The 18909-nt window shown below is 35.8% G+C and carries 18 protein-coding genes; 5 read left to right on the forward strand and 13 right to left on the reverse strand.

Annotated elements, in window-relative coordinates; translation table 11 throughout:
* Positions 1–67: 67 nt before the first annotated feature.
* From JI747_RS17370 to JI747_RS17430, 13 genes are all read right to left on the reverse strand, one after another.
* Entirely contained in the window at positions 68–331 is a 264-nt protein-coding gene (locus JI747_RS17370; RefSeq protein ID WP_225690139.1) for a GlsB/YeaQ/YmgE family stress response membrane protein, read from the reverse strand.
* A gap of 72 nt (positions 332–403) precedes the next feature.
* Positions 404–1357 carry a signal recognition particle-docking protein FtsY gene (gene ftsY, locus JI747_RS17375; RefSeq protein WP_225690140.1) on the reverse strand — a complete coding sequence of 318 codons (954 nt, stop codon included), beginning with the start codon at positions 1355–1357 and terminating at the stop codon, positions 404–406.
* Between the two features lie 102 nt (positions 1358–1459).
* Positions 1460–1609 (reverse strand): DUF4295 family protein, encoded by a 150-nt coding sequence (locus JI747_RS17380; protein WP_065722020.1) that lies wholly within the window; start codon positions 1607–1609, stop codon positions 1460–1462.
* Between the two features lie 20 nt (positions 1610–1629).
* On the reverse strand, positions 1630–1812 hold the full coding sequence (gene rpmG, locus JI747_RS17385; RefSeq protein WP_039368104.1) for a 50S ribosomal protein L33: 183 nt from the start codon (positions 1810–1812) through the stop codon (positions 1630–1632).
* 6 nt (positions 1813–1818) lie between these two features.
* Positions 1819–2061, reverse strand: coding sequence for a 50S ribosomal protein L28 (gene rpmB / locus JI747_RS17390; protein WP_002976757.1), 243 nt, complete (start codon positions 2059–2061; stop codon positions 1819–1821).
* Between the two features lie 122 nt (positions 2062–2183).
* Positions 2184–3824, reverse strand: coding sequence for an apolipoprotein N-acyltransferase (lnt, locus tag JI747_RS17395; RefSeq protein WP_225690141.1), 1641 nt, complete (start codon positions 3822–3824; stop codon positions 2184–2186).
* A gap of 122 nt (positions 3825–3946) precedes the next feature.
* Positions 3947–5095 carry a cytochrome-c peroxidase gene (locus tag JI747_RS17400; RefSeq protein ID WP_225690142.1) on the reverse strand — a complete coding sequence of 383 codons (1149 nt, stop codon included), beginning with the start codon at positions 5093–5095 and terminating at the stop codon, positions 3947–3949.
* 3 nt (positions 5096–5098) lie between these two features.
* Positions 5099–6622, reverse strand: coding sequence for a DUF6850 family outer membrane beta-barrel protein (locus JI747_RS17405; RefSeq protein ID WP_225690143.1), 1524 nt, complete (start codon positions 6620–6622; stop codon positions 5099–5101).
* 4 nt (positions 6623–6626) lie between these two features.
* Complete coding sequence (locus JI747_RS17410; RefSeq protein ID WP_225690144.1) at positions 6627–7856, reverse strand: DUF4876 domain-containing protein; 1230 nt, start codon at positions 7854–7856, stop codon at positions 6627–6629.
* A 16-nt stretch (positions 7857–7872) separates the two neighbouring features.
* Entirely contained in the window at positions 7873–10626 is a 2754-nt protein-coding gene (locus JI747_RS17415) for a TonB-dependent receptor plug domain-containing protein (RefSeq protein WP_225690145.1), read from the reverse strand.
* A gap of 145 nt (positions 10627–10771) precedes the next feature.
* Positions 10772–11794 carry a UDP-N-acetylmuramate dehydrogenase gene (gene murB / locus JI747_RS17420; protein ID WP_225690146.1) on the reverse strand — a complete coding sequence of 341 codons (1023 nt, stop codon included), beginning with the start codon at positions 11792–11794 and terminating at the stop codon, positions 10772–10774.
* Between the two features lie 3 nt (positions 11795–11797).
* A complete protein-coding gene (locus JI747_RS17425) occupies positions 11798–12277 on the reverse strand; it encodes a hypothetical protein (protein ID WP_225690147.1) in 480 nt (159 codons plus the stop codon).
* A gap of 9 nt (positions 12278–12286) precedes the next feature.
* The gene (locus JI747_RS17430; protein ID WP_225690148.1) at positions 12287–13492 is read right to left on the reverse strand and encodes a pyridoxal phosphate-dependent aminotransferase; all 1206 of its coding nucleotides are present in this window, start codon (positions 13490–13492) and stop codon (positions 12287–12289) included.
* Positions 13493–13760: 268 nt separating this feature from the next.
* On the opposite strand from JI747_RS17430, the gene JI747_RS17435 reads away from it, so the two are divergent.
* The 5 genes from JI747_RS17435 to JI747_RS17455 all read left to right on the forward strand — a co-directional run bounded on the left by JI747_RS17435 (position 13761) and on the right by JI747_RS17455 (position 18908).
* Positions 13761–16586: a fibronectin type III domain-containing protein gene (locus JI747_RS17435; protein WP_225690149.1), complete on the forward strand. Its 2826-nt coding sequence runs from the start codon at positions 13761–13763 to the stop codon at positions 16584–16586.
* Between the two features lie 106 nt (positions 16587–16692).
* On the forward strand, positions 16693–17148 hold the full coding sequence (locus tag JI747_RS17440) for a DUF1801 domain-containing protein (protein WP_225690150.1): 456 nt from the start codon (positions 16693–16695) through the stop codon (positions 17146–17148).
* Positions 17126–17782: a YiiX/YebB-like N1pC/P60 family cysteine hydrolase gene (locus JI747_RS17445; RefSeq protein ID WP_225690151.1), complete on the forward strand. Its 657-nt coding sequence runs from the start codon at positions 17126–17128 to the stop codon at positions 17780–17782. Before JI747_RS17440 ends, JI747_RS17445 begins: the two co-directional genes overlap by 23 nt.
* 164 nt (positions 17783–17946) lie before the next feature.
* Positions 17947–18249, forward strand: a complete 303-nt coding sequence (locus JI747_RS17450) for an NIL domain-containing protein (RefSeq protein WP_225690152.1) — start codon at positions 17947–17949, stop codon at positions 18247–18249.
* A 107-nt stretch (positions 18250–18356) separates the two neighbouring features.
* On the forward strand, positions 18357–18908 hold the full coding sequence (locus tag JI747_RS17455; protein ID WP_225690153.1) for a LemA family protein: 552 nt from the start codon (positions 18357–18359) through the stop codon (positions 18906–18908).
* Position 18909: the final 1 nt, after the last annotated feature.

The raw sequence follows: 18909 nt of genomic DNA on the forward strand, positions 1-18909 counted from the left end.
TATATATTGTACAGAAACGGCGGATTTGAATATTCAAATCCGCCGTTTTATTTTTATACTAATTTATCTAGCTGCTTTTCTTCGTTGCCATTCCGTAGATCCAGAGGATGATTAAAGCGCCTCCAATTGCCAGAATCCAGCTTCTGGGATTCCAGAAAGAGGTAACATCACCCCAGTGTAAAATATACACTCCAATAGCTCCACCTACGAAAGCTCCTATGATTCCCAAAATGATGGTGATCAGCCATCCTCCTCCCTGAGTTCCGGGCATGATCATTTTTGCGATTGCTCCAGCAATAAGTCCGAATAAAATCCATGTTAAAATTCCCATAGTTGCAAATTTTTAAATTGTTAATATTTATGAAATTGTGATACTACTAATGAAGGGAAAACATGATAAATATCATCTTTTCTTGAAGAACGAATCAACAAATTCCGTACCATTGAATAATTGGAGGTCCTGCATTTTTTCGCCGACTCCAATATATTTTACAGGAATTTGGAACTGATCGGAAATACCAATCACAACCCCGCCTTTTGCGGTTCCGTCAAGTTTTGTTACAGCCAAAGCATTTACTTCTGTTGCTGCAGTGAACTGTTTTGCCTGTTCGAAAGCATTCTGACCTGTAGACCCATCCAATACCAATAAAATCTCATGAGGAGCATCCGGAATAACCTTTTGCATTACTCTTTTGATTTTAGAAAGTTCATTCATTAAGTTGATCTTATTGTGAAGTCTTCCTGCTGTATCAATGATCACAACATCCGCATTTTGAGCAACAGCACTTTGTACGGTGTCAAAAGCAACAGAAGCAGGATCTGATCCCATTTCCTGTTTTACGATAGGAACTCCCACTCTTTCACTCCAAATTACTAACTGGTCTACAGCAGCAGCTCTAAAGGTATCTGCAGCTCCCAGAACCACTTTTTTTCCTTCTGTCGTAAATTGATGTGCTAATTTCCCGATGGTGGTTGTTTTTCCAACTCCATTTACTCCTACTACCATAATAACGTATGGTTTTTTAGAAGCGTCGATATTTCCTGTTCCTGCATGAGGGTTTTCAAGCAGGAGACCTGAAATTTCTTCACGGAGAATTTTATCTAATTCACTTATGCTAACATATTTGTCCCGAGCAACACGTTCCTCAATTCTTCCTATGATTTTGATGGTTGTAGAGGCGCCTACGTCGGATGCGATAAGTATTTCTTCCAGATCATCCAGGACTTCATCATCTACTTTGCTTTTACCGACTACGGCTTTCGTCATTTTTTCAAAGAAACCCTGACTGGATTTTTCCAATCCTTTGTCTAAAGTTTCTTTTTCTTCTTTCTTAAAAATATTTTTAAACCAACTCATAGAATTCTATATAAGATGTTGTGTTATCTGTCTTTAGGACAAAGATAACAAAAAAACTACCCAAAAGCTGAGTAGTTTTTTATATTGTAAATAAAGCGTAGATTATTTTTTCAAATAACCGTCTACTTCGTCTGCATTCATTACTTTTTCTTCGAAAACGTAAGCACCTGACTTAGATGACTTAACCATTTTCACAACTTTAGTCATTTTTTTAGACCCAGTTTGTAGGGTTGCTACTACTTTCTTTGCCATGGTAAATTATATTTGATAAATTACTTAATTTCTTTGTGAACGGTAACTTTTTTAAGAACTGGATTGTACTTCTTAAGCTCCAATCTCTCTGTAGTGTTCTTTTTGTTTTTAGTAGTGATGTATCTAGACATTCCTGCTACTCCGCTTTCTTTATGCTCTGTGCATTCAAGGATTACTTGAACTCTATTTCCTTTTTTTGCCATGATTTATTAATTCTTTTTAATCAATCCGTTTCTAGTAGCTCTTTCAATAGCTTCTTCGATTCCAATCTTGTTAATCACTCTCAATCCATGAGCTGATACTTTCAGTGTTACGTGCTTATCTTGCTCCGGAAGGTAAAACTTCTTCTCCAATAAGTTAATTTCAAAACGACGCTTCGTTTTGTTATTAGCGTGAGAAACGTTGTTACCAACCATTGCACGCTTTCCTGTTATTTGGCAAATTCTTGACATATCTCGATGTTCTTATTTGTATAATATTTGAGGTTGCAAAATAACGAAGAATTTTTTAGATAGACAAATGTTTTAAAATTTATTTTTCAATTAGTTATAATATTTTTTCAGAAATATGGCCACTAAGCCTTTTGTTTAGCCATCTTTTTCTGAATACGTTTTATCATAAAATAAAATAATAAAAATCCTAACGCAAATAAAGAGAATCGGGTGAGGAGATCTCCGGCCTTTACATAGAAAGTCTGGTTTTCATATAAATTGATTTTTGCGAAAAGTGCAGTTTTGTCTCCATAAAAAGTATCTTCTACAATCTCTCCTTTAGCATTGATGTGGGCAGAAATACCACTGTTTGCTGCACGTGCAATTTCTCTTCGGGTTTCTATGGCTCTTAATTTCGCATAGGAGAGAAGCTGTTTGTGTCCTTCTGAAACGCCCCACCAGGAATCATTGGTCATAATTCCTAAAAAGTTGGCACCTTTTTTTACATATTCTGTTACGAATTCTCCATAGATGCTTTCGTAGCAGATAATAGGGGCAATTTTTCCTTTGTTGTAAGGATTTGAAAAAGCAACCCTTTCTTTATCTGTTCCCAACGAGGCAACAGTTCCCCCCAGATTGATCATAGCATTGCCCAAAAGAGGCTTTAAATAGTTCATATAAGGGAAAATTTCCACTCCAGGAACCAATTTGCCTTTATGATACACCTGTACGTTCTGATTAGGCGTAACCTGTATTGCCGTATTAAAGCTTTCAACCCAAAGTCCCTGATTGATCTGATAAGCTTCTTTAGGCAGGTTTTCCTGACTGGTGTAAAATTTATGAGAAGAAATTCCTGTTGAAAAAACGGAGCCAGGATGTTTTGCTAAGAAATCTTTAAGGTTATTTAAAATAACACTTTTCTCAAAGGCGGTTTCAGAGATGGAACCTCTTCCCGGAAGTGCGGTTTCAGGAGCAATATAATAATCAATCTTTCCTTTTGTGTTTTTTTCGGCAAGATCCAAAAGTTCCTGTTCAATTGTTAAACTGTCTTTGGAGTATTTTTCACCATAAGGGTTAAGATCAGGTTGAAGCATTAAAACATTGACGGATCCGATAGGTTTTTCATCGAAGTTATTGTATTTTATTACTGAAATAATCATTGGGATAATGATGAGGGCGGCAAGAATAGACGAGTTTTTAATTAAATCTTTTCTCTTTCTTCCGGCTTCCCAGGTTCTTATGGTATAAAACAATAAAACATTGATTAATAAAATCCAGAAACTTCCGCCTGTTGCGCCTAAGGTATCATACCACTGAACTAGTTTTGGATATTCTGAAAATGAATTTCCTAAATTCAACCATGGCCATGTCAGTTCCCAATTCAAATGGAATTTTTCAAAGCTCATCCAGATCGCCACGAAAAAAGCCAGTCCCCAATACGTTCCCTGTGCATTTTTGTACCAGTGGTAGCATTGAAATACTAATGAATATAGCAGAGAATTGACTAAAACAGGGAATAAAACAGCCATTAAAGAATGACTTCCGTCAGGGTTTTTCGAACCATACAGCCAGCCTGTCGTTACGATATTCCAGATGACAAAACATAAGTAGGAGAGCCCGAAAACAACCCAGCTTTTTCTTTTGTAATCTGAAAATTTAGAAACTCCATGTTCCATCATTAAAAGTGGAACAAGGGCCGTAAATATGAAAAACGGAACTCCGTAAGTAGGCCATGAGATGGACAGCAACATCGCTGATATCAGCGTAAGTAAAATGTATTTCATTAAAAACAATTAACATACAAATTTACTGTTTTTAATGAAATAGTTTGGGTAAATGATAGCAACGAAATTTTATAGATTTTCTGAGCTGTCTTGAACCGCTTTTAGCTTAAAAACTTTCGCACTTATTCAACCGGGAATTCAGGTCTTCTCATCTTGAATTTTGTTCCTGAAAGCGCTTCTAAAAATGAAACCAAAGCTTTCTTTTCTTCAGCGGTTAATTTCAATGGTTTTAATAAGGGATCTGTGACCGGATAAAGGGGATCTTGTTGTTTTTTCTCGGGAGAAGGGTCGATCATGTGCATTCCGCTATCGTACATATTTACAACGCCGTCAAGATCGTTGAAAAGTCCATTGTGCATCCACGGTTGGGTAAGCATAAGATCTCTGAGTTGCGGGGTTCTGAATTTGCCCACATCTTCAGATTTTTTGGTTATATTATATAGGCCGAGATCTTCGTATTTCTTTTTGTAATAGGTAAGCCCAATGTTGTGAAAAGATTCATCCGTAAGGTTTTTACCGTTGTGGCAGTTCATGCAACGGGCCTTTGTTCTGAAAATATGCATTCCGTAGATTTCTTCATCGGAAAGAGCGTTGTATTTTCCTTCCATGAATTTATCAAATCGGCTTGGCTGGCTTTTTATGGTTTTCTGAAAATCAGCAATGGCTTTTACAATTCTTGCATAGGTAACTTTCTGATCTCCATAAGCATTTTTAAAAAGCTGCTGATAACCTTTTACAGCCTGAATTTTTGCAGGTAATGTTTTTACATCCATTGCCATTTCATGGTGGGCTCCAAGAGGTCCTGCAGCTTGTTCTTCAAGGGTTTTTGCTCTTCCGTCCCAGAAAAAAGATGTACGTTCTGCAATATTGTACAGAGAAATGGTATTTCTGTTTCCTAATAAGTGATCGTTTCCTAATGCCACTCTTCTCCTGTCTGACCAACCCATTTCCGGGTCGTGACAGGAACTGCAGGAAACCTGATTTGATTTTGATAGTTTAGGATCAAAAAAGAGCATTTTTCCTAAGATAACATTGGGTTTGTCCTGCTCTGTAAAGTAAGCGGAATCACTTTTTATGGGAGCAAATTCTTTCCATTGTACTCCGTAGTCAATATTAGGTTTTGGCCAGTCTGTAATTGCTTTTTTATAGCTTTTTACAATTTCTTCTATGGTTGGATCTTCAATTTCAATCAGATCACGGCTCACTTTTGGTGTAAAGCTTAATAGAATAAATAAAACAGTTCCTAAAACCCAAAATATACCTCTTTTCATTACTTAAAACGTTATCCCTAAAGTTGCACCTACAAAATTATTGTTTTTTTTCTGAATTTTCTGGGATTGGTATTCTGCACTTACAAAAAATGTAGGTAGTTTTTCTAATTTGAAATCATATCTTAAAGACATTCCTACTGTGAAAATATCACTTGCCTGGAAGTTATAATCCTGAAGAAGCCACTCGTCTACAGCAGCATTTCCTGTACTTGTGATGGCATTGATCGATTTATTAACCATTCTTTGCGAGAAATAAGGCTGAATGCTCAGAATTTGATTTTCTTTGATCTGTTGTTTGTAATCGAAGTTGATCCCAAAGTAAGAGTACACAAATTTTTGCCCTGAATTTGGGAAAAGTCTTCTTTCTTTCATTTCCTGATATCCGAAAAACGGAGTGGCAGCAAATGTAAAGTGATCTTGATTGTACTGATAGAAACCTTTTACCATAGTTATATAGTCTTCTTTTCTATACGATTTTCTTTTAAAAATCTGAGTCATACTCGTCGTGTTCAGAGAATATCCGAATTCAGAACCTGTTTTTACATACCCTGTATAGTTCGCTAAAAGTCCGATACGATGTTTCTCATTTAAGCTAAAGAACTTGGCTCCTTCAAACTCAAAGCTTTTATTCTCCAGATCAGATAAGTCAAAGAATGTGCTTGAATCGTTATAACTTTTAAGGTTTTTAGATCTTCCCACGGTTGCCTGAAGATAAAAATCTTTTCCTTGTTTGTTTGAAATTTGAGCTCCTCCTTTATATCCAAACTCTTCGTAAGTTGCCGCCGGATTGGTTCCTCCGTTAAATAAATAATTGGAATATCCGAATCCCGTCATCTGATAGACATAAGGTCTTCCCAGTAGACTTTGAAATTTAATGGAATTATTTTGCGTGTATTTATTGAATTCACCAAAAACACCTACTTCATATTCTTTGAAAACATTGTAGTTAAGCCCTGCATTTATTTTTAAGTCAGATGTGGTGCTTCTTAATCTGGGATCTCTTGAGCGATACCCAAGCTGAGCCAGATAATCGATTTGTCCGGAAAGAGTCCATCGATTCATTTTTTGAAGGTAACCACCGGAAAACTGATAGCGCTCCAGATTTAATTTGCCTCCCACTGAATCTGCGGTTAAATAAGGAGTTGTACGGTCGTAATCTAATGTTTCATTCCATTTTACGTGACCGGTTTTTAAATTCTGGTAACTGGCGCTTCCCCATACAAAACGGCCGGGTTTTAGCTTTTGAAATGATTTTGCTTCAACTGTAAGTCCTTGATCTCCGTCTCCAAGCTGTTGACGGTATATTTTTTCATTTCGGGAATGGTATCCAACTTCGAATTCCGAAAATGAAGCAGAACTATAACCCGACATAGAAGCCGGGTTATAGTAATATTGAGTTTTAAAATTTCTTTCTACATTGTACTGATTAGCTATTTTTTTGTACAAGCTAAGACTATCCTGAGCATACGCACTCAATGAACTTAAGCTTAATAATAGCAGATAGAAAGACTTTTTTGTAGTTAGCATAATTTTAGTGTGTAATACCGTCTTTTAAACTTGGCTGCGAGTCTTTTACAAAGTCATTAGACGAATTATTGGTATCTGAATATAATGTTTTACCATTTTGCATTTTTCCTAAAACTTTACGTCTTACAGATTTTCCGTAACGGGTTGCGTCGTTGTCTATTGTTCCGGCAGATGTCCATCCTGCATCAATACTTGCTGAAGTTAAAGTATGAACGAATTTGGTAGGAATACTGTTGTTTACCGCATCAATAATCCATGAGTTTGGAATAGCGTAAGCACTTTTTGATGTTACTGTTCCTGCACTGTTTTGGTAAGTGTAATTGTATTTTTGATTTTGTAAGAATGTGCTTTTATCTTGTCCTGCAGGGAAACGTGCAATAACATAGCTCTCGAATCCTCTGTTGTGTAAGAAGAACATATTGTACGTCATCTGAGTATAGATTACTTCTACATTAGGTACTGAAGGATTATCTACCTGTCCTAAAGAAGGATTGGTTGAAGGGAATTCAAAATCTGCATTGTGCAGATCGTAAGCTGTACTCGTATTATTTTTATGATTGATTGCATTGTCAGCAATAACGATGAAATCTCCTGGCTGTACCGGATACTGAACTCCGCTTCCAGGTAGTACCATTACCCCTTTTACCGCAAAATACTGGTTTACATCGTATGGAGTAGGGTTCTTGTCATCTGTTGTAAGGAACTCAGATTGACCAAGGATCAATCCGTCTGCATAAAGAACTTGATCTGTATTGTTGGTCAGCTTGAAGTAACGGCTTGAATTATAATTTTTACCTTCAGTAGTTTGAACGCCTGTAAAGAAAACCTCTTCTATAATAAAATCATTATGGAAAGATTTGAAATATAAAGGAATTTCCAGATTAGTAGCCAATGCTGTAATATCTGTCTGTCCTAATCCTCCTGCTGAAACCTCTTCCTGTGAAGATGTGATAACCTGACCATTTACAATAATTTTATAAGATCCGTAAGGGACTTCAATCGAAGTTACATTGTTGTTATCAACAGTTTTTTTGATAATAGCATTAGTATTTACTTCACGTATCTCTATTTCTAAAGTTTTAAACGAAGAAATATTTTCACCCGTAAATTTTAATGTCAAAACACCATTTTGAGTGGCAGTCACTCCAAAATCATCATCACTTGAGCATGATGTTACTGAGAATGTTGCCGACATCATGGCTACTAAACTTAATAGTAAAACTCTTTTTTTCATAATATTTTCTTAGTATTTAAAAATTATAATTTAATTCCATTCCGAAGTAAGGCGTATTGGTTCCTCTTCTGTACACTGTTACATTATTAAATGTATAAGGTGCACTGTAGTTAAAAAGTCTGTTGACAAATAATGAGGTACGCAGTGCTTTGTAAATGTTTTTTGTTACTTTAATATTTCCGTTTAAGGTAAATGTGTATAGAGTAGGTAGGTTATCTGATACAGAAACATTTCTTACCAGCCATTGTTTATAAGTGTCTGTTTTGTCTGCTTCGGTAAACGGATGTATGACTCCGTCCATTCCGTAATAAGAGATAGGTTCTGCTATTCTCTGGTCGTTCTTTCTGTGATCAAACAGACTTCCCTGTAAAGACGCTGAAATAATCAAATCCAGACTTGGTAAATAGGTGTCGATCAGTAAATTGTAATTCATATTCGAATTAACATATCCATAATCGTTTTGGTAAATTCCGTAATAAGGGAAAGGCTCTGTACCGATAGAAACCGTTGGTTTATAAATGATAGGAACAGTATTTCTATACTGAGTTTTAAAATAAGCTCCTGTAAATGTAAATCGTGTATTAATCGCCTTGATTCTTGGAGAGCTGTAGCCAAACTCAATTCCTTGTTTTAGCGTTGCGCTTCCGTTTTCGGTAATTTCATAGTTGGCAAAAATATTTTTGATCTGGTAAGGAACATTAGATAGATCCGGTCCGTTAGCAGTCCACTGAGTAAGATCAACCTGTGTGGCATCATATTGTTTATAAGTATGAACCGTTGAATGCCCCATACTACGGAAACCGTTTGTCATATCTTCTTTGAAGTAAGTAAGGAAGAAATCGTGATTTCTATAACTTAAATCTAACCTGATTTCCTTTTTTATGCTTTTTGCTGCTTCAAGATCCTTGTTTTCTCTTGATTGTACATAAGTCATGAAATTCACATAACGGTACTGAGCATCGTTGTGATAATAATTCAGCTGCGTATAATCCCAATATTCCTTGTTAGGATAAAGCATTAGTAAAGTCGGTTGCTTATAAAATAAACCGTATCCTAAAGTAACATCTGTTTTCAACGGATAATTGTTGATCATCAGATGAGGTAAGCTATACTGGAAGTTCAGTCTGGGCTCTGTAAATACCTTTTTGCTTATAGCATAAGACTCATCCATTCCCATATTTTTTGAGAATCTTAAACCTGCATACAATGTAAATTTGTGCTGATTGATCGCATAGCTCATCTGGTCTCCTACAAAAGCTGCCAATAAACTGGAAGCCGGAATATCACTGAAAGATCGTGGTCTTGCGATTCCTGAACTTGCAGAAGGAGGTGTTTTCATATCATAAACCAGCCCGTCTCCGTTGTTTTTTGAGAATCTCCAGTCAAGACCTGTTTCGTAAGTATGCGTTATACCACCAGTTTTTTTTGTTCCATTCAGTTGGAAAAGAGCAGTAATATCCAAAGGTTTTCCTTCCGTTGAAAAATCTGTTACATAACGAAGATCAGGAAAGAAACCAATATTTTCTCCTTGATCGTAAGCTAAAGAGAAAGAACGGGGTCCTGATAACTGTACCAGTTTTGTCTGTTCTATCTTTTCGAATCCGGCACGAATAGAGGTATTTAAAGTTACCTTATTAAAGAATGAGCTTTGATCTAACTGATACGTGAAATTGTTGGCAATACTGATCTTTTTATTGTTAGATTCATATTTATCCGTTGAAGGATACCCGTTATCCGGATCGTATTTTTTGTTGTCTATGTTGGTGGAAAAATCAAGATTAGATCTCCATTCCAATGGTTTTGACCATAGTGTAGATATTTTTTTTGAACGAAGCGAGGCTGTTATACGCTGATAATTCTCAAAAGAATCTGTAGGATCAGATTTTGAATCAAGGAAATCTGCACTTGCGCTTAACTGCCATTTGTCATTGATTTTAAATCCTTTGCCTACATAATATTGCTTGCTGTATCCGTCTGCTTTAAATCTCGCTTGTAAAGGAGATTGTCCGATTTTACGCTCAATTTTAATCAATCCGGAAGTAAGATCACCATAAGCTGCTGAAGGAATTCCTCGTATAACTTCTACCTTTTCAATATCGTTGGTAGAAATAGTTCTCATATCAACTCCGGAATAGGCTGTTTCTCTGGACTGTGGTGCCGAGCTAAATTGATTTTTGTCCACCGAAATCTGCATATCAGCATTAGAATTGATGATATTGTCATCAATCATAAACTGGACTCCTAGAGAAGAAGTTTTGTAATCGTCACTTGTCAGGCTGCCGGGATTTTCACGAAGGAAAGCTCTGTTTGCAGAATTTAGATTCGGTGCTTTTGCCAATCCTCCGGGAAGTAATTCCATCAGATCTGTAAAGCTGGAAGGCTGCAAATGCTGCATAGCCTGTCGGTTGATAATAGATTTGGTTGTCAGACCTTTACTTTCCTTTGAAAAAACAATGACCTCTTCAAGTTTACTCAGAGGTTGTAACTGAATCGTTATATTTTGCTGAGAATCTAATGTAATATTAAGTTCCTTTTCCTGATAATTAGGATGGGTGATTTTTAAATGATGTTTCCCGTTCAATAATAGAATATTGGCATTCCCATTATTATCTGTTGTGATTGAATTGTTTCCTGTAGTAATAGATACACCACTGAGTTCTTTTTGATCGCTGTTGTAAACGGTAATGTTCAGTTGAGATTTTCCTTCCTGAGCATTGATAAGCTGAGTGGTGAAAATAAAGAAGAATACAAAAGATAAAAATCTGATCATTATTGTTTTTAATTTTTCTAAATAAAATCGAACGCAAATATATTCAATATAATTGCATCTCGAAAGGTTTATTTAGAATAAATCAAAATAACTAACAAAAATCAGGAAAAAAACTACAGAAGAATTACAAGATTTTCCTGTAAACTTATATAATATTCACTTCTCTTTCCAGCTCAATTCCATATTTTTCTTTTATAGAATTAATCACTGCGGTAGAGAAATCAAAAATCTCTTTTCCGGTTGCATTTCCTGTCGCATTGATGAGTACTAATGCCTGAAGTTTATGAGACGCAACATTGCCGATCTGTTTTCCTTTCCAGCCGGATTGTTCGATCAGCCAGCCCGCAGGAACTTTTACAACTTCGCCGTTAGGATAACCAGGAATATTATTAAATTTTTCTTTTAATATTTCGAACTGAGCTAAAGGAATAGTCGGGTTTTTAAAAAAGCTTCCTGCGTTTCCGGTCTCTTTTGGATCGGGAAGTTTGCTTTGTCGGATGTTGATTACCGCTTTAGAAACATCCTGAATGGTTACATTGTCATTAATACCTAAGTTTTCCAATTCAGATTGGATGGCTCCGTATTCCGTTTTAATGTGATGATTTTTTGTAGTAAGCTTAAATGTAACTTCCAAAATCACATATTTTCCTTTTCCTTCCTGCTTGAAAATAGAATCTCTGTATCCGAATCTGCATTCTTCAAGATTGAATGTTTTGAGTTCTGAATTCTCTAAATCCAGAACTTTGCAGCTTACGAAAACGTCTTTTATCTCTGTTCCGTATGCTCCGATATTTTGCATCGGTGAAGTTCCTACATTGCCGGGAATTAAAGAAAGATTTTCCAGACCCCCGTAATTTTTTTTCAAACAATGAATAACGAAATTGTGCCAGTTTTCACCTGCTTTTGCAGTGACCAGAACTTCATTTTCATTGATGCTTTCTTCAGAAATCCCCTGTAAATTCAATTTAATGGCAAGTCCGTCAAAATCCTGAGTGAATAAAATATTACTTCCGCCTCCAAGAAACAGGATTGGAAGCTTCGGGGTATTCGAATTTGCAAAATGAAGAACTTCTTTTAATTCTTCTACGCAGGTAACCTCAGTGAAGTATTTTGCCTTAGCTTCTACGCTAAAAGTATTGAAAGGTTTTAGGGAAAAATTTTCTTGCATGAGCTATTTGTATTCTTTAGGAAGAATTTTTTCGAGTTCGGTTTTCACTTTTTGTAGTTGTCTATAATGAATAGTATCATTGTAGGCATTTACATATACATGAGATTTTTTTTTGGTTTTGATCTGAAAAGTTTCGTCAGTTCCATCTACTGATTGAGTGCTCGGTGAGCTTTTAATAAGATCTAAGGTTTTTATATCGACAGGAGAAATGAGATTTTTCCATACGAGATTATTGATGGCAACCCTTTGCTCATTATGCATGTTTTTTGCAGCAACACCCTTTTCTAGATAGAGTGAATCTTTTTTGACCTTTATGATCTTGTAATTTCCAGAGTCTCCTCCTACATACGATAGAATAATATAGTCAATTTCTTCAGGTGGATTGTCTGTTTTTTTTTCTTCTTTCGAAGAACAGGAAAAAAATATCAGCAATAAAAATGTTGAAAAGAATAGTTTCCAAGAATTATTTTTTATTGCTGACATTGTATTGTATTAAAGGTTGAACTCTAATCTGTATTGCTGTAATGCACCTTTTAGAATTTCTGCACTTCTTCTTAAATCTTCTTCTTTAAGAACATAGGCGATTCTTACTTGTTTTTTTCCCAGTTCAGGATTGCTGTAGAATCCTCCTGCAGGCGCAACCATAATTGTTTCGTTATTGTCGGTGTATTTTTCCAGCAGCCATTGAGCGAATTTCTCCGTATCATCCACAGGAAGCTCTGCTACACAATAGAAAGCACCTTTTGGTTTTGGACAAATTACTCCCGGAATAGCATTCAGTAAATCTACCAACACATTTCTTCTGTGAGTATATTCTTCTCTTACTGCTCTGATGTAAGCTCCGTCATTTTGATGTGCGGCAGTCGCTGCAATTTGACCCAAAAGAACCGGACTCAGTCTTGCCTGAGCAAAAAGCATGGCTGCATCGTGAATTTTTTTAGATCGGGTAATCAGACATCCGATTCTTACTCCACACATAGAGTAACGCTTAGATTCTGAATCGATAATAATGCAGTTTTCGCTTAATTCAGGGAAAGCAAGCATTGAGATTTGTTGTTTTCCATCATATACATACTCTCTGTATACTTCATCAGAGATAACAACGATGTCATATTTTAAAGCAATTTCTGCTAATTTTTGTAATTCTTCACGAGTGTAAAGATATCCTGTAGGATTTCCTGGGTTACAGATAACAATCGCTCTTGTTTTTTCTGTGATTTTCTTTTCAAACTCTTCAATAGGAGGAAGTGCAAAACCTGTCTCTATTGTTGAAGGAACTGCTACTACATGTACATTGAAAGTACTCGTGAATCCGTTGTAATTCGCATAATAAGGTTCCGGGATGATAACTTCGTCTCCGTCGTCACAAAGTGTTGAAATGGCAAAATTTAAAGCTTCAGAACCACCGTTGGTTACAATGAAATTGTCAGGCGTAAGATCTGTAAAATCTAAAGAATGGTAATATTCTGTAAGAGCTTTTCTGTATTCTATATTTCCTTCAGAAAGAGCATATTCTAATACTTTTAAATCAATGTTTTTTAAAGCATTCAGGGCTGTTTCGGGAGTTTCAATATCCGGTTGCCCGATATTAAGGTGGTATACTTTTGTTCCTTTCTGTTTTGCTTTTAATGCAAAAGGGACTAGTTTTCTCACCGGTGAAGGCGGCATCTGCTGTGCTCTGTTTGAAATATTAGGCATTGTTTTTTATCTAAAATTGATTGCACAAAAATAACAAAATATTTTATCTAAGGGTGAAATACTAAGGACTAAATCTAATATATTATGCTTTAAATAATAATTATGATATGTTTTGTGTTTTCTTTTATTCCGTACGTTTTTCTGGTAATTAAACGTTTGTTTATTATGTAATTTATTTAGTTTTTGTTTAAATGTTGAAAAATAATCAAAATATGTATTGTGGTTTTAGATTAAATTCATAGTTTTACGCATACTAATAAAAAAATTTATGAGAAAAAATCAACAAGCTCTTGTGCTTGGAGCATTAGGACTGTTTGTAAGTTCTTTTGCGTTGGCACAAAATTATCAGAAAATGCCTATTCAGTCAGGTTTTAATGAAGATGTGATAGCAAATGGGATTGGCACTTCATTGAGCTCTACTACAGGTATTTTAGATGGAGATTCTTATGTTTTTGTTTCGAAAGATTTTCAGGCAACTGCAACCAGTACTCCTATTACTTATGGTGTGCCTACAGATGGTATTATTAATTCGGTAGTGACAACTACACCAGGATTAAGTTATCAGCTGGGAAATCTTAGTGGACCGAATTCTTTAAGGCTTTCTAATGCCATTCCTACGGCGACAATGACTTTTGCAACTCCTAAAGCGGCTTTTACATTATATATGTTGGCTACAGGAGGAAGTGGTGCTTCAACACTCACAGTAACGGTGAATTTTTCGGATGGAACAAATCAACAGTTTACAGGAGTTTCTGTAGCTGACTGGTATAATGCAACAGGTTTTGCGGTTCAGGGATTAGGTAGAATTAATAGAACTAATGATACTTTAGATGCAGCTAGTGGTACTAACCCTAGAATGTATCAAATACCTTTAGCCATTGATGCAGCTAATCAGGCGAAATTAATTCAAAGTGTTACGCTTACAAAAACAACGACAACGGCAGCATTTCCAAATATTTTCGCTTTTTCGGCAGATGCGTATTCCACTTGTGTACCGCCTACATTACAAGCGGTGGGAACAATTACAGCGAATTCAGCAGCAATTTCGTGGACAGCTCCTACAGGATCTACACCGGCAAGTTACGATATTTACTACAGTACTTCGAATACCATTCCGGCAAGTACAGCAACACCTAATTTTCCTGGGGTAACATCTACTTCTTACACTATTCCTAGTTTGACTTCAAATACAATCTATTATTATTGGGTAAGATCAAACTGTAGTACGGGAACAAGCCAGAGTGCGTGGTCTTTTGGAGGAACGTTTAAAACAGCTTGTTCTATTTTTACCGTTCCGTATACAGAGAATTTTGATACTACAAGTACCGGTTCTTCAACAAACCTTACGGTACCAAGCTGTTGGTCATATTTAGAAACTGCTTCATCTGCAGGTTACGGGTATGTGACAACAACTTATCCTAATTCTTCGCCTAATTCTTATTATCTGTATAATTCATCTGATAATACAGGTAGCCAGATGTTGGTTTCACCTCCAACTACAAATCTTTCAAGTGGTACGAAACGAGTGAGATTTTACGCAAGAGGTAGTTCAGCGGGGTATTCATTAGTGGTAGGTACTTTATCAAATGCTGCAGATCCTACTACTTTTACACCAATTGGTTCTGCTATTACATTAACGGCTGCTCAGACACAATATACTGTTAATATTCCTTCAGGTACTAATACGCAATTGGCATTTAAACATGGTTTAGGAGGAACATATCGTGCGATTTATCTTGATGATATTACGGTTCAGGAAATCCCTTCTTGTCTTGAGCCAACTGCACTTACGTCATCGAATTTAGCTGCGTTTTCTGCTACAGTGGGTTGGACGGCTCCATCAACTGCACCTGCACTTGGATATGATGTCTATTATAGCACTTCTAACGTAGCACCTAGTTCAAGTACCGTTTTAAATAGTACTAATTCTGCGGCTTCTACGACTCTTTCTGCTCAATTAACAGGATTAGCTTCTAGTACAACTTATTATACTTGGGTTAGATCTAATTGTAGTTCTACCGATAAGAGTTCTTGGACGGGATCAATTTCTTTTACCACTCCATCATTCTGTCCTACCGTAACAGCACCTGCTGCTGGAGCAACGGGAGTTTCTGTAACGCCATCAATTACTTGGAATGCTGTAACTGGAGCAGCAGGATATAAATTGACAGTAGGTACTACTGCTGGAGGAACAGATGTCTTGAATAACGTTGATGTTGGAAACGTTACTACTTATCCATTCACTACTTCTTTAGCATTTAATACCAAGTATTATTATACTGTTAATGCTTATGTTGGAGGACAGACTTCATCATCTTGTACAGAAAATAACTTTACTACAGTATGTACAAGTACGGGTGCACCTTACCTTTTAGATTTTGAAAGTGTAACTACACCTGCGCTTCCGGGATGTACATCTAATTTGAATGCAGGAACAGGAAATAATTGGACAACAGCGGATGCTCCTACTGATTGCCCAGGATTGACCACTAAGGTATTGAGATATGCTTGGAACGGTTCAAATGCTGCGAATGCTTGGTTCTTTACTCAAGGATTGAGTTTAACGGCTGGAACTCAGTATACGATTTCTTATAAGTATGGAAATAACTCTACATCATATACGGAAAAATTAAAAGTAGCATTCGGTACTTCAGCAACTGCAGCTGCAATGGTTAATCCTATAGGAGATTATCCTACTATTAATGATAAGACTGCTCATACGGTATCTGTTAACTTTACAGTACCTACAACAGGAGTTTACTACTTCGGATTTAATGCTTATTCTGCGGCAAACCAATATTATTTATATGTTGATGATATTAATGTTACTAACTCAAGTTTAGCTACTTCAGAAACATCAGTTAAGAAAAATGAGATTAATGCATATCCAAATCCATTTACAGATGTTTTAAATATTTCTGACATCAAAAATGTAAAATCTATTTCTATTGTGGATATTGCAGGAAGATTGATTAAAAACATTGAAAGTCCTTCTTCAACGCTTCACTTAGGAGATTTGAAACAAGGAGTGTATTTGGTTGTGCTGAATATGAACGATGGTTCTAAGCAGACAATCAAAGCAATTAAAAAATAACATTTTATTTTAATTATTTAAGCGGCTTTACTTTTTGTAAAGTCGCTTTTGTTTTTACGCTTAATATAAAAATGGTTAATTTTAAACCGTTAAAAATTATACTTATATGCAAATTCCTGCAATTTCAATAGATGATTATGTCTCAAAGATTCCTGAGGAAAGACAAGAAGGTTTTAAGAAGCTTTTCGATGCTGTAAATGATAATTTACCAGAAGGTTTCTCAGGAAATATCAGTTACGGAATGATTGGTTGGGCGGTTCCGCTTGAAACCTATCCCCCGGGATATCACTGTACTCCAAATACGCCGCTTCCTTTTATCAGTTTGGCGTCTCAGAAAAACTTCATTGCATTGTATCATATGGGAATTTATTCTAAACCGGAATTGTTGAATTGGTTTGTGGAAGAATTTCCTAAATATTCAAAAAGAAAACTGGATATGGGGAAATCCTGCATTCGCTTTAAGAAAGTTGAGGATATTCCTCTGGAACTGATTGCGGAATTAAGTAAAAAAATAACTGTAGACGAATGGATTGAGACCTATGAAAAGAATTATAAAAAATAAAACCCTTACTTCGTTTTTGTTTCTTTGTATCGTTCTGCTTATTATTTCAGGATGTGCGGGAGTTAAAAGTTCAGGGTTGAAAAATGGAGATTTGCTTTTCGTTACTGCAAAAAATTCAGGATTATCCGGAGCGATTAATAATGTCACGCAAAAAGAGAAGAATGCTTCCTTTGATCATATTGGAATTGTAGAAAAAGAGAATGGGGATTATTTCGTACTTCATGCTTCTCCCAAAAGAGGATCAAACAAACAGAAACTTAAAGATTTTGTGGAAGATGAAAAAAAAGACGGACAGGGTATTTTTGTATATAGACTGAAACCTGAATATCAAAGTGCAATTCCTGATGCTATTGCTAAAGCAAATTCAATGTTGGGAAAACCTTATAATTTTAATTATATCCTGAATGAAGATTCATACTATTGTTCGGACTTTATAGAGAGAATTTTTAGAAAAGATCATATTTTTAAACTGGATCCCATGACTTTTATTGATCCGAAAACAGGTAAAACCAATGAGTTCTGGCAAAAGTTTTATCAGGAGAAAAACCTTAAAGTTCCCGAAGGCGAATTGGGCTGTAATCCGAACGGTTTAGCAGGATCGCCCAAAATAGAAAGAATAAAACAACTTAAATAACACTAAAGAAGCAATACTGCTTCTTTTTTTTATGGAAATAAATTTTAAAAAATATTAGTCTATTAATTTGGTAGACTAATATTTTTTTATATTTTTGTCCTGTATTTAATAACCGATAACAGTATGTATTTCAGAAAATAACTTTAATCAAAAACCTAGATGTTATGATAACAAATTTGCAGACACTGCCCAATAACGTAAACCTTATCAAAAAAGAACTGATTGTAGAAGTAGAATTGAACGGGAAAATGAAATTTGATCATTTGCTCAATATTATCTATCAGCAGATGGGGATGTGTTACAAGCTTTTGAATGCAGATGTAGAATACATCAACGGAAATGATTTCGGCTCATTTCAATTATACCTTAATGCAACTTCAGAAGATTTTCATCAATTGGAATTTTTTCTGAATAAAAATAAACTTTTGAATACCACTGTAGAATATGTCTGCAGGAAGTACTCTTAGTTGTGTAGATCCATATAGTTTGAGAAGCGTTCATTTATTGAGCGCTTTTTTTATTTCCTTTCCGGTAAAAAGACTATTTTTATCCTAATTAAAAAAATCACAAAATTATGGTTACCCTTATTATTATCGGTGTTGTAGCAATTTTTCTTCTGTATGCGGTTTCTATTTATAACCGCTTGGTAAAGCTTAAAAATCTGGTTCAGGAAGCTTGGAGTAGTATCGATGTGATGCTGAAGAAACGTCATGACCTTATTCCTAACCTTGTAGAAACAGTGAAAGGATATGCAACTCATGAACGTGAAACCCTTGAAAACGTTACAAGAGCAAGAAATCTGGCGGTAGGAGCCAATTCCTTAGAAGCTAAAGAAGCTGCCGAGAAAAGCCTTAATCAGGCGATGGTGAATCTTTTTGCTGTGGCAGAGCAATACCCTGATCTGAAAGCAAACGCCAATTTCCAACAGTTACAATCAGAATTAACCTCTATTGAAAATGATATTGAAAAATCAAGGAGATATTATAATGGAACTGCCCGTGAAAACAATACACTGGTAGAATCTTTTCCAAGCAATATAGTCGCTAATATGTATAAATTCGAAAAAGTTTCCTATTTCGAGCTGGATAATATTGCAGAACGGGAAGTTCCAACCGTAAAGTTTTAAC

Source organism: Chryseobacterium tagetis, from assembly GCF_016735585.2.
Classification (GTDB): domain Bacteria; phylum Bacteroidota; class Bacteroidia; order Flavobacteriales; family Weeksellaceae; genus Chryseobacterium; species Chryseobacterium tagetis.

Coding starts and splice junctions, on each gene's coding strand:
- JI747_RS17370 (WP_225690139.1), bottom strand. CDS start 331: ATGGGAATTTTAACATGGATTTTATTCGGACTTATTGCTGGAGCAATC.
- ftsY (WP_225690140.1), bottom strand. CDS start 1,357: ATGAGTTGGTTTAAAAATATTTTTAAGAAAGAAGAAAAAGAAACTTTA.
- JI747_RS17380 (WP_065722020.1), bottom strand. CDS start 1,609: ATGGCAAAGAAAGTAGTAGCAACCCTACAAACTGGGTCTAAAAAAATG.
- rpmG (WP_039368104.1), bottom strand. CDS start 1,812: ATGGCAAAAAAAGGAAATAGAGTTCAAGTAATCCTTGAATGCACAGAG.
- rpmB (WP_002976757.1), bottom strand. CDS start 2,061: ATGTCAAGAATTTGCCAAATAACAGGAAAGCGTGCAATGGTTGGTAAC.
- lnt (WP_225690141.1), bottom strand. CDS start 3,824: ATGAAATACATTTTACTTACGCTGATATCAGCGATGTTGCTGTCCATC.
- JI747_RS17400 (WP_225690142.1), bottom strand. CDS start 5,095: ATGAAAAGAGGTATATTTTGGGTTTTAGGAACTGTTTTATTTATTCTA.
- JI747_RS17405 (WP_225690143.1), bottom strand. CDS start 6,622: ATGCTAACTACAAAAAAGTCTTTCTATCTGCTATTATTAAGCTTAAGT.
- JI747_RS17410 (WP_225690144.1), bottom strand. CDS start 7,856: ATGAAAAAAAGAGTTTTACTATTAAGTTTAGTAGCCATGATGTCGGCA.
- JI747_RS17415 (WP_225690145.1), bottom strand. CDS start 10,626: ATGATCAGATTTTTATCTTTTGTATTCTTCTTTATTTTCACCACTCAG.
- murB (WP_225690146.1), bottom strand. CDS start 11,794: ATGCAAGAAAATTTTTCCCTAAAACCTTTCAATACTTTTAGCGTAGAA.
- JI747_RS17425 (WP_225690147.1), bottom strand. CDS start 12,277: ATGTCAGCAATAAAAAATAATTCTTGGAAACTATTCTTTTCAACATTT.
- JI747_RS17430 (WP_225690148.1), bottom strand. CDS start 13,492: ATGCCTAATATTTCAAACAGAGCACAGCAGATGCCGCCTTCACCGGTG.
- JI747_RS17435 (WP_225690149.1), top strand. CDS start 13,761: ATGAGAAAAAATCAACAAGCTCTTGTGCTTGGAGCATTAGGACTGTTT.
- JI747_RS17440 (WP_225690150.1), top strand. CDS start 16,693: ATGCAAATTCCTGCAATTTCAATAGATGATTATGTCTCAAAGATTCCT.
- JI747_RS17445 (WP_225690151.1), top strand. CDS start 17,126: ATGAAAAGAATTATAAAAAATAAAACCCTTACTTCGTTTTTGTTTCTT.
- JI747_RS17450 (WP_225690152.1), top strand. CDS start 17,947: ATGATAACAAATTTGCAGACACTGCCCAATAACGTAAACCTTATCAAA.
- JI747_RS17455 (WP_225690153.1), top strand. CDS start 18,357: ATGGTTACCCTTATTATTATCGGTGTTGTAGCAATTTTTCTTCTGTAT.